This is a genomic window from Hwangdonia lutea (assembly GCF_032814565.1).
In the GTDB taxonomy this organism is placed as follows: domain Bacteria; phylum Bacteroidota; class Bacteroidia; order Flavobacteriales; family Flavobacteriaceae; genus Hwangdonia; species Hwangdonia lutea.
In genome coordinates this window covers 1,545,703-1,560,306 of sequence record NZ_CP136521.1, presented here as the reverse complement: position 1 = coordinate 1,560,306, position 14,604 = coordinate 1,545,703, and the positions used below count along the sequence as shown (strand labels likewise).

The following is a 14,604-nucleotide window of genomic DNA, read 5'->3' as shown; positions in this document are numbered from 1 at the left end:
CAAAGTAAAGTTTGGGGATGTAGCTCAGTTGGCTAGAGCGCTTGACTGGCAGTCAAGAGGTCGTCGGTTCGAATCCGATCTTCTCCACAGTAATAGAAAAGCTTCAGAAGTTATTACTTTTGAAGCTTTCTTATTTGTACATAATTCACGATTTGGTATCAAAAAAATAATTAAATTAGTTTCACTTAGTTTCGTTTTAGATAATTTTTAGTAAATTTGAAACTAAACAAAATTTAATAAAACCAATCATGAAGAATATCGTCGTACTAATTTTGTTGATTTGCATGGTTTCGTGCCAAACAAAAGCTAAAAAAGATGAAATTAAAAAACCCAATATTCTTTTAATTGTTGTTGACGATCAAGGTTATGCTGATTTTTCACCTTTTAAAAACCACGACAAAAGTATTTCTACGCCAAATATAACGCGCCTAGGAAATTCCGGAACAGTTTTTACACAAGCCTATGTTACAGCACCCGTTTGCAGTCCATCGCGAGCCGGAATGTTAACCGGTAAAAATCAATTTAGGTGGGACAAACCAGCAAGTTGGGGCCCGGGTTTACCAGATAGCGTAAAAACCATTGCCGAGTATTTAAAGGATGCTGGCTACGAAACAGCACGAATTGGCAAGAATGATTTAGGACGCAATTTTCATAAAAATAATGTACGAGAATACCCTTTAAATCATGGCTACGACGAGTTTTTAGGCTTTAGCGCGCACGCCCACGATTATTGGTTGAACTCGCAAGATATTAAGGACCGTACGCCCGATCCTTACGGTACAAGTGCACTTTTAGGGCCATTAATGCACAATATGGGCGAAAAAAGTTATGACCAAGGTTATCTTACCGATATTTTGACTGACGAATCCGTTGAATACATTAAACGAAAACGAGACAAACCATTCTTTTTAACTTTGTCTTATAATGCTGTGCATCACTTAATTCACCAAGTTCCCAAAAAGTATTTGGATAAATACAATGTAAAGGAAATTCCAAATTACGACCCCGATAGTTTGGTGGCATTCAAAAAGCATAAACCGGGTTCTTATTCAGCTTATTACGATAAATATTCGCGAGTTGGCGCCATTCAACATGAGGATTTGCGTAAGTATTATTTAGCTAACCTCAATTGTTTAGACGACAATATCGGGCGTGTTTTAGATGCTTTAAAAACACAAAAACTAGTTGAGAATACTGTGGTTGTGTTTCTTTCCGATAATGGCGGTTCGCCACTTACCGGTGCCAATAACTCACCGCTAACAGGAGGAAAGTACTCACTTTGGGAAGGTGGTATTCGCGTACCATTAGCAATAAGTTGGCCTAATGTAATTGATGCTGGTAAAGTGGAAACCCATTATGTTTGCGCAACCGATATTTTACCAACCTTAACTAATTTTGCCGGTGTTACGCTTACCGATAGCGCTATTGATGGCATCAATCTTTTAAAGCCCGAAGCGAATCGATTACTGGTGTGGAAATGGCAAAAAACCTGGGCGGTGCGCAAAGGTGATTGGAAACTAACCAATGCTAAAGAAAACCATTGGAAAAGCGAACCGTCTGCCCAATACATTGCGCCTATAGTTGATAATATGGAATTAAAGTTGTTTAATATTGCGAAAGACCCGGGAGAGCGCAATGATTTAGCGTCACAACATCTTGAAAAAGTAAAAGCTTTGGAAGCGGCTTATAAAAACTGGATTAATTTAAATGTTAGAAAGTAAAACAGCTGTTAAACAACGGTAACCTTAACACCATTTTCTTCTAATTTCTTTTTGATTGTTGATGAAATACCCCTATCTGTAATAATCTCATCAATAGCATTCAAATTACAAATCTTTGCGAAACTCTTTTTTCCGAATTTTGAAGAATCTGCTAAAACAATAATTTTTTGGGCCGATGCTAGCATTTTTTGGTTCAATTGCGCTTCTTCTAAACTTGTTGTAGATAGGCCATAATCAAAATCAATCCCATCAACACCTAAAAAAAGCTTACTGCACGAAATACTATCTAAAATCTGGGACGCATAAGTACCAATTACCGAGGCTGAACTATGCCGAATATAGCCACCAAGCTGTAGAATTTCTATGTTTTTATCATGGATTAAATGCAAAACAGCGTATAGGGATGAGGTGATTACCGTGAGCTTGTTTTTAGGTTTTATAAATTTTGAAAGCGCCTGAACAGTGGTTCCCGAAGCAATCATTATGGAGTCGTTTTCGTCAATTTTTGTTGCTGCGGCTTGCGCGATACCGTTTTTTTCTTCAACCGAAATTTTTTCTTTTTCAATTACAGCTTTCTCTTTAATGTATGGGTTTTCCAAAGATGCACCACCATGGGTTCTAAACAACAAGCCTTTTTCCTCTAAAAGCTTTAAATCCTTTCTAATGGTAACCGCAGAAACATTTAGTTGTTTACATAAATCTAAAACTTCAACGTGCTTTTCTTTAGCTAATATGTTCAATATGGTCTCATGTCGCTGCATATAATCAAATATAAGTAAATGAAGATAAACGAAGTTAATTATTTTAATTTTTGTCGCTTATTTCATAAAATAGTTTCGTTTTGTTTCGTTTTAAAATTAATTTTGATACATTTGAAAATAAATATAAATAATCAAAGCAAAAAAAAAGTTGATTTGTTTGATAGGGATACATTAATTCAACAGTTAAAAGCGCATTCAAATTGGGATGTCATTATCATTGGCGGTGGTGCAACGGGCTTAGGTATTGCTTTAGATAGCACAACCCGCGGATTTAAAACCTTGCTTTTAGAACAGGTTGATTTTGCAAAAGGCACTTCCAGCCGAAGCACTAAATTGGTTCACGGCGGCGTGAGGTATTTGGCGCAAGGAAATATCGATTTGGTTAAAGAAGCGCTTTACGAAAGAGGATTAATGCTTAAAAACGCATCGCATTTAGTGCGTAATCAATCTTTTATCATTCCTAATTATAGATGGTGGGACAACCTTTTTTACACCATCGGATTAAAAATATACGATTTTTTAGCAGGAAAATTAAGCTTTGGAAAATCGGTTAGAATTTCAAAAACCGAAACAGCTGCTCGGTTAAAAACCATAAAATCAGAACATCTTAAAGGCGGAGTTGTTTATCATGATGGTCAGTTTGACGATTCAAGGCTCGCCATAAGCATAGCGCAAACGGCCATCGAAAATGGGGCAACTTTACTCAATCATTTTAAGGTTGAAAAGCTTTTAAAAAACAATAATGGTCTGGTTAATGGTGTTGAGGCTACAGATGCAGAAACCAACAAAACATACGCTTTAAACGCTAAGGTGGTTATTAATGCCACGGGTGTTTTTACAGATGAAGTTTTAAAAATGGACAATGCATTGGCAAAAAATAGCATTCGCCCAAGTCAAGGTATTCACTTGGTTTTGGATAAATCATATTTACCCGGAAACGATGCGATTATGATTCCTAAAACGGATGACGGACGTGTGTTGTTTTTAGTGCCATGGCATAATCGCGTCGTGGTTGGAACAACTGATACTTTATTGGACAGCCACAGTTTAGAGCCCAAAGCACTCGATAAGGAAATCGATTTTATTTTGGAAACTGCCAATAGATATTTAACAAAAAAGATTACCAAAAAAGATGTGTTGAGCATATTTGCCGGATTACGTCCGTTGGCGGCACCAAAAGACAAATCTGAAAAAACAAAGGAAATTTCGCGAAGCCATAAAATTATAGTGTCAGATTCTGAGTTAATTACCATAACGGGCGGTAAATGGACCACCTACAGGCGTATGGCACAGGATGTTTTAAATAAAGCCATTACACTGGGGAAACTGCCCAATGCCCAATGCCGAACCAAAGATTTATTAATTCATGGGGCGCGTGGCATGGTGGATAAATCACAACATTTATATATTTATGGAAGTGACCAAAAGGAGATTAAGAAACTAATAGCGGAATTTCCAGAATTAGGCGAAAAGCTGCATCAAAGATTGGAATTTACAAAAGCAGAAGTGGTTTGGGCGATACGAAACGAAATGGCAAGAACTATTGAAGATGTTTTGGCAAGACGTGTGAGAGTTCTGTTTTTTGATGCCGAGGCGGCTATAGAAATTGCTCCAATGGTAGCCGCTATTTTAACGAAAGAATTAAATAAAACTGATGACTGGAGACAGCAACAAATTTCAGGTTTTTTAAAAATTGCTAGTCATTATGTCATAAAAAATTAACTAACAAATCATTATTATGGAAAAATACATACTAGCCTTAGACCAAGGAACAACAAGTTCCAGAGCCATAGTTTTTGATAAAAAAGGAAGCATCATTTCGTTGGCTCAAAAAGAGTTTACCCAATATTTTCCTAAACCGGGGTGGGTGGAACACGATCCGTTGGAAATCTGGTCTTCGCAAGCTGGAGTAGCTGCAGAAGCGATTGCAAAACAAGGATTGAATGTTGAAAATATTGCTGCTATTGGTATTACCAATCAACGTGAAACCGTTGTTGTTTGGGATAAAAAAACAGGCAAGCCCGTTTATAATGCTATTGTTTGGCAAGACAAAAGAACCTCTAATTATTGCGATGAACTTAAAAAACAAGGGCACGAAAAAACGATAAGGGAAAAGACAGGATTGGTAATCGATTCGTATTTTTCGGGCACAAAAGTAAAATGGATTTTAGACCATGTTGAAGGTGCACGGCAAAAAGCGGAATCTGGCGAACTTCTTTTGGGCACAATTGATACTTGGTTAATATGGAACTTTACAAAAGGCAATCAGCATATTACCGATGTTACCAATGCGTCACGAACCTTGCTGTTCAATATAAACACCATGGATTGGGATGATAATTTATTAGAATTATTAACCATTCCCAAAAGCATGCTTCCGGAGGTAAAACAATCGAGCGAGGTTTACGGGCACACCAAATCTACGTTTTACGATGCCAACATTCCTATTTCTGGAATTGCTGGCGATCAACAAGCGGCATTATTCGGACAAATGTGTACCAAACCGGGCATGGTAAAAAACACTTACGGAACGGGGTGCTTTATGTTGATGAATATTGGCGATAAACCAACCGTTTCTAAAAACAACTTACTTACCACGGTAGCTTGGAAAATAAACGGAAAAACATCGTATGCTTTGGAAGGCAGCATATTTATTGCCGGAGCCGTAGTGCAATGGTTAAGAGATAGCTTGAAAATTATTAGAAATTCATCAGAGGTTGAAACACTTGCAAGTTCGGTGTCGAGTTCAGAAGGTGTATATTTTGTGCCCGCATTCGCTGGCTTGGGTGCACCACATTGGAACCAGCAAGCACAAGGCACCATTTTTGGGTTAACGCGAGGCAGCACCGATGCGCACATTGCCCGGGCAGCATTAGAGTCGATTGCTTATCAAACCATGGATGTGTTAAAAGCTATGGAAGCCGATTCCGGAATTTCGATACAAGAGTTGCGGGTAGATGGCGGAGCTACGGTAAATAATTCGCTTATGCAATTTCAAGCCGATGTTTTAAATACCGAAACCGTACGCCCTAAAGTGGTAGAAACCACGGCCATGGGTGCTGCATTTTTAGCAGGATTGGCTGTGGGCTATTGGGATAACCCTGAAGAAATTCAACAAATATGGCAAACAGATAAACACTTTAAGCCTACTGAAAAAAGAGCCGTTATCGATGAAAACATCAAAGGCTGGTACAAAGCTATTGATGCTTTGGAATATTGGACAAAAGATAAATAGCCTTATCCTATGATCTTGTCGGAGGAGAGGAAACTTACAACCGCAAAATAGTTCACCAAAATAAAAATCACCAACCTTGAATAAATCGAAAGAAATAAATTATAAATTAGTTTCGAGTAAGTTCTTTGCCGTTTGCGCTATAGTGCAGCGGTCTTAAATCATATAATCAAAAAATCGTTAATTGTAAATCAGAAACCACTATGACACCATTTATTGCAGAAATTATAGGAACAGCCATACTTATTTTATTGGGCGGTGGCGTTGTGGCAAACGTGATTTTAAACAAAACCATAGGCAATAATAGCGGTTGGATTGTAATAACCACGGGTTGGGCCTTGGCGGTTTATGTGGCCGTGGTTATTGCGGGACCTTACAGCGGTGCACACATAAATCCCGCTGTGAGTATTAGTTTAGCAGTCGCAGGAAAATTTCCTTGGAGCGATGTACCGCTATATATTTTAGCCCAAATGCTTGGTGCTATGTTAGGGTCTTCTGCGGTTTGGATGTTTTATAAAAATCATTTTGATGAAACCGAAGATGCCGATACCAAAAAAGCAGTGTTCTGTACGGCACCAGCCATAAGGCATACGTTTTCTAATTTTTTTAGCGAAGCCGTGGGTACTTTTGTGCTCATATTTACCATTTTATACTTTACAAATGCTACAATAAATGAGACGGAAACCGTTATTGGTTTAGGTTCTTTAGGGGCGTTACCGGTGGCTTTTTTGGTTTGGTCTATCGGTTTGTCGTTGGGTGGCACAACAGGATATGCTATTAATCCGGCACGTGACTTAGGCCCGCGAATTGTTCATGCCCTACTTCCCATAAAAAACAAGGCAGCAAGTGATTGGAGCTATGCTTGGATTCCTGTTTTTGGTCCTATTATCGGCGCATGTTTAGCATCTTTATTAATGTTGGCATTGTCTTAAAATTTTCAAAAGCGAACAGTTCGTTTCAGGACTTTAGTAGGTGATTTTGTTTAGTCGTTTTCTAAAACTATCTTTATTCAAAAGAAAGCACAAACGGTTCATTGCTTTCAATTCTAATTAATAAATGAAAATTTTAAAGAGCGTTTTTTTAATCTTGTTAAGCCTGTTGTCTTTTAGTCAGGAATTGCCTCCTATTGAAAAATTTAGTGCTGAAAATTATTTGGGAGACAACCAAAATTGGATGCTTTCCCAGGCATCAAATAATTTTATATATGTTGCCAATAATAAAGGCTTGTTGGAATATAATGGCGCAGAATGGACAACTTATGCCTCACCAAACAACACCATAATTAGGGCCGTAAATGTTATTAAAGATAAAATATACACAGGTTGTTATGCTGAGTTTGGCTATTGGAATAAAAACGAATTTGGTACACTAAACTATCTGTCGTTGTCTTCTAAACTTGATAAGAAGATGTTGGAAGACGAACAGATTTGGAACATTATTGAGTACAACGAATGGGTGGTTTTTCAGTCTAACGCCAAAATTTATTTTTACAATTCGCAAACCGAAACCTTTAAAATTGTTAAGGCATCCAATATCATTTACAAAACTTTTAAGGTTAAAAATCAGATCTATTATCACGTTGCCAATGAAGGTATTTATACTATTGAAGAAGGTAAACCCAAACTCATTATTGATAGTGACATTGTAAAATCGGGGCGTGTAATCAATATGTTCAACGGCAAAGAAAGCTTAATCATCATAACGCGAAACGCAGGGTTTTATAAAATTAAAAACAATCAATTAATACCGTGGAACATAAAAGCCGATGCGGTTTTAAATACCATGAGCGTTTTTAGTAGCATTCAGTTAAAGGACAAAAGTTTTATGATAGGCACTATTTCCGATGGCGTGTTGCACATATCAGAAAACGGAACAATAAATTACCAAATCACTCAAAAAAAAGGACTAAGCAACAACACCGTTTTGTCGCTATTTGAAGATAATGCAAACAATGTTTGGGCGGGTTTAGACAACGGTATTAATTGCATAAATGTAAAATCTGCCATAAAAACTTTTTTTGATTACGATGGCGTTTTAGGCACCGTATACACAACGCAAGTGTTTAAAAACGTGTTGTATATTGGCTCTAACCAAGGTTTGTTTTATAGGCGATTAAAAGCTGATGATGATACGTTTAGGTTTATTGAAGGCACCGCTGGACAGGTTTGGGATTTGTTTAATTATAATGATGAGTATTTATTTTGTGGGCATCATTTGGGTACGTTTTTAATTGTAGAAAATAAAGCAAACAAAATAAGTAGCGTATTAGGGGCGTGGACTTTTAAGCGCATTCCAGAGCAACAAAATCTTTTGCTTCAAGGAAATTATAATGGCTTATTCATCCTTGAAAAAGTGAATAATTTTTGGCGTATAAGAAATAAAGTTGAAGGCTTTAAAAACTCATCACGATATTTAGAAATTGATGATGAAAATCAGATTTGGGTGAGCCACGAATATAAAGGCGTGTTTAAATTAAAGCTGAATGACAGCCTGACCAAAGTGCAAAAATTAGACATGGAAACAAGTTTGCCTTTGGGGAAAAATTCGAGTTTAATAAAATATAAAAATGATATTCATTATGCATCCGAAGAAGGGCTTTTTATATATAATACAACCAAAAATGCGTTTCAAAGAGATTCCATTTTAAGTAAAATTATTAAAAGTGGCGACTATATTTCAGGCAAATTAGTAGTAGATAAAAACGAAAAACTTTGGGCGTTTTCAAAAGACAACATAAGCTTTGTTGAAAACGACGATGTTACAAACCAACCAGTTATCAACAATATTCCTATTCCTTCAAAATTAAGAAAAGGTGTTTTGGGTTACGAGAATATTTCGCTTATTAATCGCTCAACCTATGTATTGGGTACGGCAAATGGTTACATGACATTGGATCTATCAAAATTTAATGATGACATAGATTATGAAATCTTTTTAAATTCAATTGCCATACAAGATGTTGATGATAATAATAGCCATTATGCGCTAAACACCAATGGAGTGTTTAATTACAAACAGGGCTTGTTGTCTTTTAATTATTCAGTGCCCGAGTATCACAAATACTTAAACGTTAAATACCAATACATGCTTGAAGGGCATTCAAATAAGTGGAGCAAGTGGACTGAAAACACCCAAGTTACCTTCGAAAATCTGTCGTTTGGCGATTATACCTTTATGGCGCGTGCTAAGGTTGGAAACGCACTTTCTAAAAACACATTGTCTTACAGTTTTACTGTTAGCAGACCGTGGTACCTTTCAAACACGGCTTTGTCCCTTTATGTTCTGCTGCTTTTAATCATTATTTTAATTACGCATAAAGCTTATAAACGCTATTATTCAGAAAAGTTTAAGCACGAACAAATGGAGAATGAACAAATGATTATGCAGATAAAAAACGAAAAACTAAATCAGGATATAGATAATAAAAACAGGGAGTTGGCTATATCTACTATGAGTATTATTAAAAAGAATAGGGTTTTAAACAAGATTAAAAAAGAGCTTAAAAAAACAAAACATATTGATAACAATACGGCCATAGAACTTATAAATAGTAATTTAAATGATACAAAAGATTGGTCTTTTTTCGAACAGGCTTTTAACAATGCGGATAAAGATTTTTTAGAAAAAATAAAAAGTTCACACCCCGATTTAACCCCAAACGACCTACGTTTTTGCGCCTATTTACGCCTTAATTTATCTTCAAAAGAAATGGCGCCATTGCTTAATATATCTATAAAAAGCGTTGAAACCAAACGCTACCGATTAAGAAAAAAACTAGGTTTGGAGCACGATGATGGTCTTGTGGAGTACATCTTAAAATTTTAGCAACACGACAAGTCGTTATTTTACCACGACATTACCACGACATGTGCATAAAACCACTTGTTTTTTAAGCATTTATATAAAAAATATGAAATTCTGATTGCTCAGTGTTTACAGGGTTTTGCGCTGACAAAATATCGAATCTCAGTTGGTTTTGTTGCCATGTTCGTTTTTTATCGGCTATTATATTGCGGATTTCTCAGCATTTGAGGTTAAGTTTACATTGATTGATTTTTTAACTAAAGGTAAAATCAGCATAAACTATTTTTTTTGAAACTAACATTAAACTACACTCGAATGAAATTGAAACTTTTTAATCAAAAAAATAAAGTGCTGTTCTTATTATTGTTTTTGTTTGCAACAACCGTAGCGTTGGCACAAAATGAAAAAACAATAACAGGCTCAGTACGTTCAGCAGAAGATAATATGCCCTTGCCCGGAGCATCGGTAGTTGTTAAAGGAACTACAAACGGAACATCGACAGATTTTGATGGTAACTTCTCATTCTCTGTAAATAATACCGCGACTACACTAACGGTTTCCTACTTAGGCTACCAAACTAAAGAGGTCGCCATAACTTCTGGGGCCTTAACCATTTTATTGAATATCGATCAAAATGTGCTAGACGAAGTTGTTGTTGTAGGTTACGGTACGCAACGTAAAAGCGATATTGTTAATGCCGTGGCTACTGCCAATATGGAAGAGGCTGTATTAACACCAACCTCTGATGTTAATGAAATGCTGAGAGGTAGAATTGCAGGTTTGCAAGTTGATGTAGGAGGAGGCACATTAAGACCAGGCGGAACATCAGATATTATCTTTAGAGGCCAAGGCTCTATTGAAGGTAGCGTAAGTGCGATATATGTAGTAGATGGCATTATAAGAGATGGTGGTATTGAAGACATCGACTCTGATGACATTGAGTCTATCGAATTTCTTAAAGATGCCTCGGCTCAAGCTATTTATGGCTCTAGAGGCGCAAATGGGGTTGTTTTGGTAACTACAAAACGAGGTAAATCTGGTAAAGTAAGTGTAAATTATCACGGTTATATTACAACAAAATCCATTGAGCGTAATTTCGATGTTTATAGCGGTCAAGAATTTGCACAATTGCGACGGGAAGCTGTTAGGTCTACCATCGCAGATGACTCATATCCAAACGATGAAGATATTTTCTCAGCTTTAGAACTAGAGTCTATCGCAAATAACCAATTTGTGGACTGGGAAAATGAGTTGGTAAAAAATGGCTCAGTCAATAGTCAAGCCATTAGCATTAGTGGTGGTACCGATATGACTAAAGTATTCGGGAGTATCAATTACTTTAAAGAAGATGGCCTAATACCAAATTCTGCCTATGTTAGAAAAACATTGCGATTAAACGTAGATCAAAAAATTAGTAATAAGCTTTCGGTAAATTTTGATTTGAACATTTTAAACGATGATACCGATAGAGCTGCAAACGTAAACGTAATTACAATTTCACCCTTAGGAAGAGCTTATGATGATAATGGAAACCTCACCCAATTCCCAAGTGGCGAGGAATTATCGGCAGTAAATCCAATATGGAACCTTAGAGAGCAGACTAATGAAGAAAAAGGAAACGATTTTGTAATAAACGTAACTCCAATCTGGAAAATTACAAATGATTTAACGTACCAATTAAAAACTAACTTAACAAGAAGGACTTCAGAAAGAGGCCAATATCAATCGTCATTAAGTTCAGCGGGCGATGACGTTGATGGAGTTGCAAGAATCGATAATCGATTAAGGGAATCATATCTAATTGAAAACATATTAACCTACGATAAAGCTTTTAGCGATGACCATAAACTAAATGTAACGCTGGTACAATCTGCACAAGAAAATCAATTTTCTCGAACATTTACCGAAGCACAAGGGTTTACAAATGAAAGCTTGGGGTATGATGGCATAACAAATGCCATTGGTAATGTAACCGTAGAGCGTGATAAAAATAAACAGAGATTGGCATCTTTTATGGCAAGAGCAAGATATAATTTAAAGAACAGATATTTGTTTGAGGCCACAGCAAGAGGAGATGGAGCATCAGTAAACTCTAAAAACAATAAGTGGAGCTTTAATCCGGCAGCTTCTTTTGCATGGCAAATACATAAAGAGCCTTTTTTAGAAGATGTTGAAGCTATAAATGAGTTAAAATTAAGAACCAGTTATGGCGCTTTGGTAAACGATCTTGGGCGTGCATACACATCGCTTTTTACAGCAGAAGGACAAAACTATATATTCGATGCTGAATCTGCATCAGGCTATTCGCCATCAGTTATTTTGCCCAATCCAGATTTAAAGTTTGAAAGAATAACAACCTTAAACTTTGGATTGGACTTTTCAATGTTTAAAAGGGTTTTAGTAGGTAATATTAATTACTACGATGCTAGAACTACCGATTTGTTATTGCGTCGAGGTGTACCATCAATAACAGGTTACCAATATACCTTCTTTAATGCCGGAGAATTGCAAAACTCTGGTATCGAATTGAGCTTAACTGCAAATATAATCAATAAAAATGATTTTAAATGGTCAATATCTACTAACTGGTCTAACAATAAAAACAAATTGATAGAACTTTATAATGATGGCGATGGGAACCCTATTTTAGAAGACGACGCATTTAACTACTACGTTGGCCAACCAGTAGGCGTCCTTTACCAATATGAATTTGATGGCATTTGGCAAGAAGGCGACGATTTTGCAAATGCACCACAGGCCAATCCAGACTCTGCCTTAACACAAGACAACCTCAGGCCTGGAGACATTAAAATTAAAGACACCAACGGTGTAGATGACCAAGGCAATAAAACGGGAGTTCCAGACGGTAAAATAACCCAAGAAGACAGGGTTTTTAAAGACCCTAATCCAGACTGGTTTGGTTCTTTATCAACAACAGTTGCTTACAAAGGTTTCGATTTATTTGTAGATTTTTACGCCGTAGAAGGGGCTACAAAAAGAAACCCATTTTTATCAGAATTTAATAATGGGGGGACTTTATCAGGGAAGTTAAACGGTGTAAAAGTAGATTATTACACACCAGAAAATCCATCTACAACCTTTCCAAGACCTAATTTTGATACTGCACCACTGTATTTAAATTCTTTGGCTATTAAAGATGCATCGTATATAAGGTTAAGAACAGTTAGTTTGGGCTACACGCTGTCTGAGGCTATTTCATCTAGTTTAAACTTAGAGCAGATTAGGTTTTACGCAACAGGCACTAACTTGTTTACCAACACAGATTATATAGGATATAGCCCTGAGGTAAATATTAGAAATACATTTTCTAATGCAGATACAGGGTATCCAGATGCAACGAGTTTCACCTTTGGTGTAAGAGTTAAATTTTAATTAAAAAAAATAATATTATGAAAGCGAAGTTTATATATTCAAAACTAAAAGGCAACTTGCTGCTAGCTCTGGCGCTATGCTTTGTTGTGTTTTCTTGCGAAGAGTTCTTAGAAGAACAACCAAGTACATTAATTGATTCCGATTACATTTACACGACCGAAGAAGGTTTAAAATCTGGCGTGGTAAGCCTTTATAAGTTTAACAGAGATAGGTATGACCGACGTATAGAGGATTTTATGGGAGCGGTTTTAATGTCGTCCAGAAGTGATTTGGCATTTAGCAGAACAGGTTATACAGGTTTAATGGGGCGGTACCAAAGAGGTGTCTCGCCAGTAGATCAAGGCGCCAATTTTGTATCCACTTTGTTCTGGAAACATTTTTACAACATTACAAATAAAGCTACAGAAATAATTAATGCGGCCGAAGTTGCAGAAGGTATCGATGAAGATGTTAGGAACCAGGTTCTTGCCGAAGCTAAGTTTTTCAGAGCGAATTCTTATTTCTATTTATATAGAATGTTTAACAATATTTATGTGTCTACCGAAACGGTAACTGTCGATAATGCCTTTAATGTTATTAATGCTAAATCGTCTAAAGAAGATATTTTTGCACTATTAAACAGCGACCTGGATTTTGCCATTGAACACTTAGAATGGACAGACACTTTTGGGCGTGTTACAAAAGGCACGGCAAAACACGTAAAAGCAAAAGTGGCAATGTGGGAAGGCAATTGGGAGGTAGCTAAAACCCATGCCTTAGATGTTATTGAAGGGCCAGACAGCCCACATAGCTTAGTAGCTAGCACAGCAGATGTTTTTAAAGGTGATCGAAACCATTCGGAATCGTTATTCGTTATTCAATCTAAAGATGATTTATTGGGTGGTGGAGACGACACTATGATGAATGCAAACTATGTTACCCAATATTTCCAGATTTCAGGTATAGAGTCAAATATTGAACAGGGTGGCAGAGGTTTTTCACGCGTGTTACCAAACCTTTATTTATTAGGTCTTTTATCTGAAGATCCAAATGATACTAGAGATGACAACACGTATTTTAGATTGAAATATTATTATACATCGGGCAGTAGAATTGGTGAAGAAGTAGATAATTATGCACCAATAACCGATCTTAATAACCCCAGTAGCACGTACACAAGGTATTATCAAAGACAACACCCTTCTTGTATCAAATTCGCACAAGAAGACGACAATCCAGATTCGTATCTAAATAAAAGCAACATAATGGTATATAGGTTGGCCGAAACCTATTTAATTGCTGCCGAAGCAATGATGAGGTCTTCAGGCAATCCTTTACCATACATAAATGCAGTTAGGGAAAGAGCAAATGCCACACCATTAACAAGCGTTGATGAGCAGGCTATATTAGATGAACGCGCTCGCGAACTCGCTTTTGAAGGACAACGTTGGTTTACATTAAAAAGAATGGGACAAGATGTGATAAATCGCCAAATAAGAAACTATGCCGGTGACGGACCGTATTTTCCCAATAATTTCGGGGGAGATAGAGATCCAAGGGTAAACTGGCAAGATCATTATATTAATTTTCCAATAGCACAAATAGATTTGGATTTACTGGGTCCGGATTATCCACAGAATGACGGTTACTAACTAAAGAACAAATTAATAGCACTTTTTTTGATTTAGTTTATAGTGTTGGTTTTTCAATCTAA

At 36.7% G+C, this 14,604-nt stretch carries 8 protein-coding genes and 1 tRNA gene; 8 read left to right on the top strand and 1 reads right to left on the bottom strand.

The features are described 5' to 3' along the window. Nucleotides 1-13 precede the first annotated feature (13 nt). Nucleotides 14-87, top strand: a tRNA-Ala gene (locus tag RNZ46_RS06700). Between the two features lie 161 nt (nucleotides 88-248). Further along, nucleotides 249-1,721 (top strand): sulfatase family protein, encoded by a 1,473-nt coding sequence (locus tag RNZ46_RS06695; protein WP_316984607.1) that lies wholly within the window; start codon nucleotides 249-251, stop codon nucleotides 1,719-1,721. Nucleotides 1,722-1,729: 8 nt separating this feature from the next. Here RNZ46_RS06695 and RNZ46_RS06690 read toward each other — a convergent pair whose 3' ends face one another. Next, on the bottom strand, nucleotides 1,730-2,482 hold the full coding sequence (locus RNZ46_RS06690) for a DeoR/GlpR family DNA-binding transcription regulator (RefSeq protein ID WP_316984606.1): 753 nt from the start codon (nucleotides 2,480-2,482) through the stop codon (nucleotides 1,730-1,732). A gap of 117 nt (nucleotides 2,483-2,599) precedes the next feature. Here RNZ46_RS06690 and RNZ46_RS06685 point away from each other — a divergent pair, with 117 nt between their 5' ends. From RNZ46_RS06685 to RNZ46_RS06660, 6 genes are all read left to right on the top strand, one after another. Continuing rightward, complete coding sequence (locus RNZ46_RS06685) at nucleotides 2,600-4,204, top strand: glycerol-3-phosphate dehydrogenase/oxidase (RefSeq protein WP_434063040.1); 1,605 nt, start codon at nucleotides 2,600-2,602, stop codon at nucleotides 4,202-4,204. A gap of 16 nt (nucleotides 4,205-4,220) precedes the next feature. Continuing rightward, nucleotides 4,221-5,717, top strand: coding sequence for a glycerol kinase GlpK (gene glpK, locus RNZ46_RS06680; protein ID WP_316984605.1), 1,497 nt, complete (start codon nucleotides 4,221-4,223; stop codon nucleotides 5,715-5,717). 173 nt (nucleotides 5,718-5,890) lie between these two features. Continuing rightward, on the top strand, nucleotides 5,891-6,646 hold the full coding sequence (locus tag RNZ46_RS06675; protein WP_316984969.1) for an MIP/aquaporin family protein: 756 nt from the start codon (nucleotides 5,891-5,893) through the stop codon (nucleotides 6,644-6,646). 124 nt (nucleotides 6,647-6,770) lie between these two features. After that, complete coding sequence (locus tag RNZ46_RS06670; RefSeq protein WP_316984604.1) at nucleotides 6,771-9,539, top strand: triple tyrosine motif-containing protein; 2,769 nt, start codon at nucleotides 6,771-6,773, stop codon at nucleotides 9,537-9,539. A gap of 294 nt (nucleotides 9,540-9,833) precedes the next feature. Beyond that, nucleotides 9,834-12,911 carry a SusC/RagA family TonB-linked outer membrane protein gene (locus RNZ46_RS06665; protein WP_316984603.1) on the top strand — a complete coding sequence of 1,026 codons (3,078 nt, stop codon included), beginning with the start codon at nucleotides 9,834-9,836 and terminating at the stop codon, nucleotides 12,909-12,911. Between the two features lie 17 nt (nucleotides 12,912-12,928). Beyond that, nucleotides 12,929-14,542 (top strand): RagB/SusD family nutrient uptake outer membrane protein, encoded by a 1,614-nt coding sequence (locus RNZ46_RS06660; protein ID WP_316984602.1) that lies wholly within the window; start codon nucleotides 12,929-12,931, stop codon nucleotides 14,540-14,542. Nucleotides 14,543-14,604: the final 62 nt, after the last annotated feature.

Bases quoted from the DNA above. Each gene is read 5' to 3' on its own strand.
- RNZ46_RS06695 (WP_316984607.1), top strand. From the start codon at position 249: ATGAAGAATATCGTCGTACTAATTTTGTTGATTTGCATGGTTTCGTGC.
- RNZ46_RS06690 (WP_316984606.1), bottom strand. From the start codon at position 2,482: ATGCAGCGACATGAGACCATATTGAACATATTAGCTAAAGAAAAGCAC.
- glpK (WP_316984605.1), top strand. From the start codon at position 4,221: ATGGAAAAATACATACTAGCCTTAGACCAAGGAACAACAAGTTCCAGA.
- RNZ46_RS06670 (WP_316984604.1), top strand. From the start codon at position 6,771: ATGAAAATTTTAAAGAGCGTTTTTTTAATCTTGTTAAGCCTGTTGTCT.
- RNZ46_RS06665 (WP_316984603.1), top strand. From the start codon at position 9,834: ATGAAATTGAAACTTTTTAATCAAAAAAATAAAGTGCTGTTCTTATTA.
- RNZ46_RS06660 (WP_316984602.1), top strand. From the start codon at position 12,929: ATGAAAGCGAAGTTTATATATTCAAAACTAAAAGGCAACTTGCTGCTA.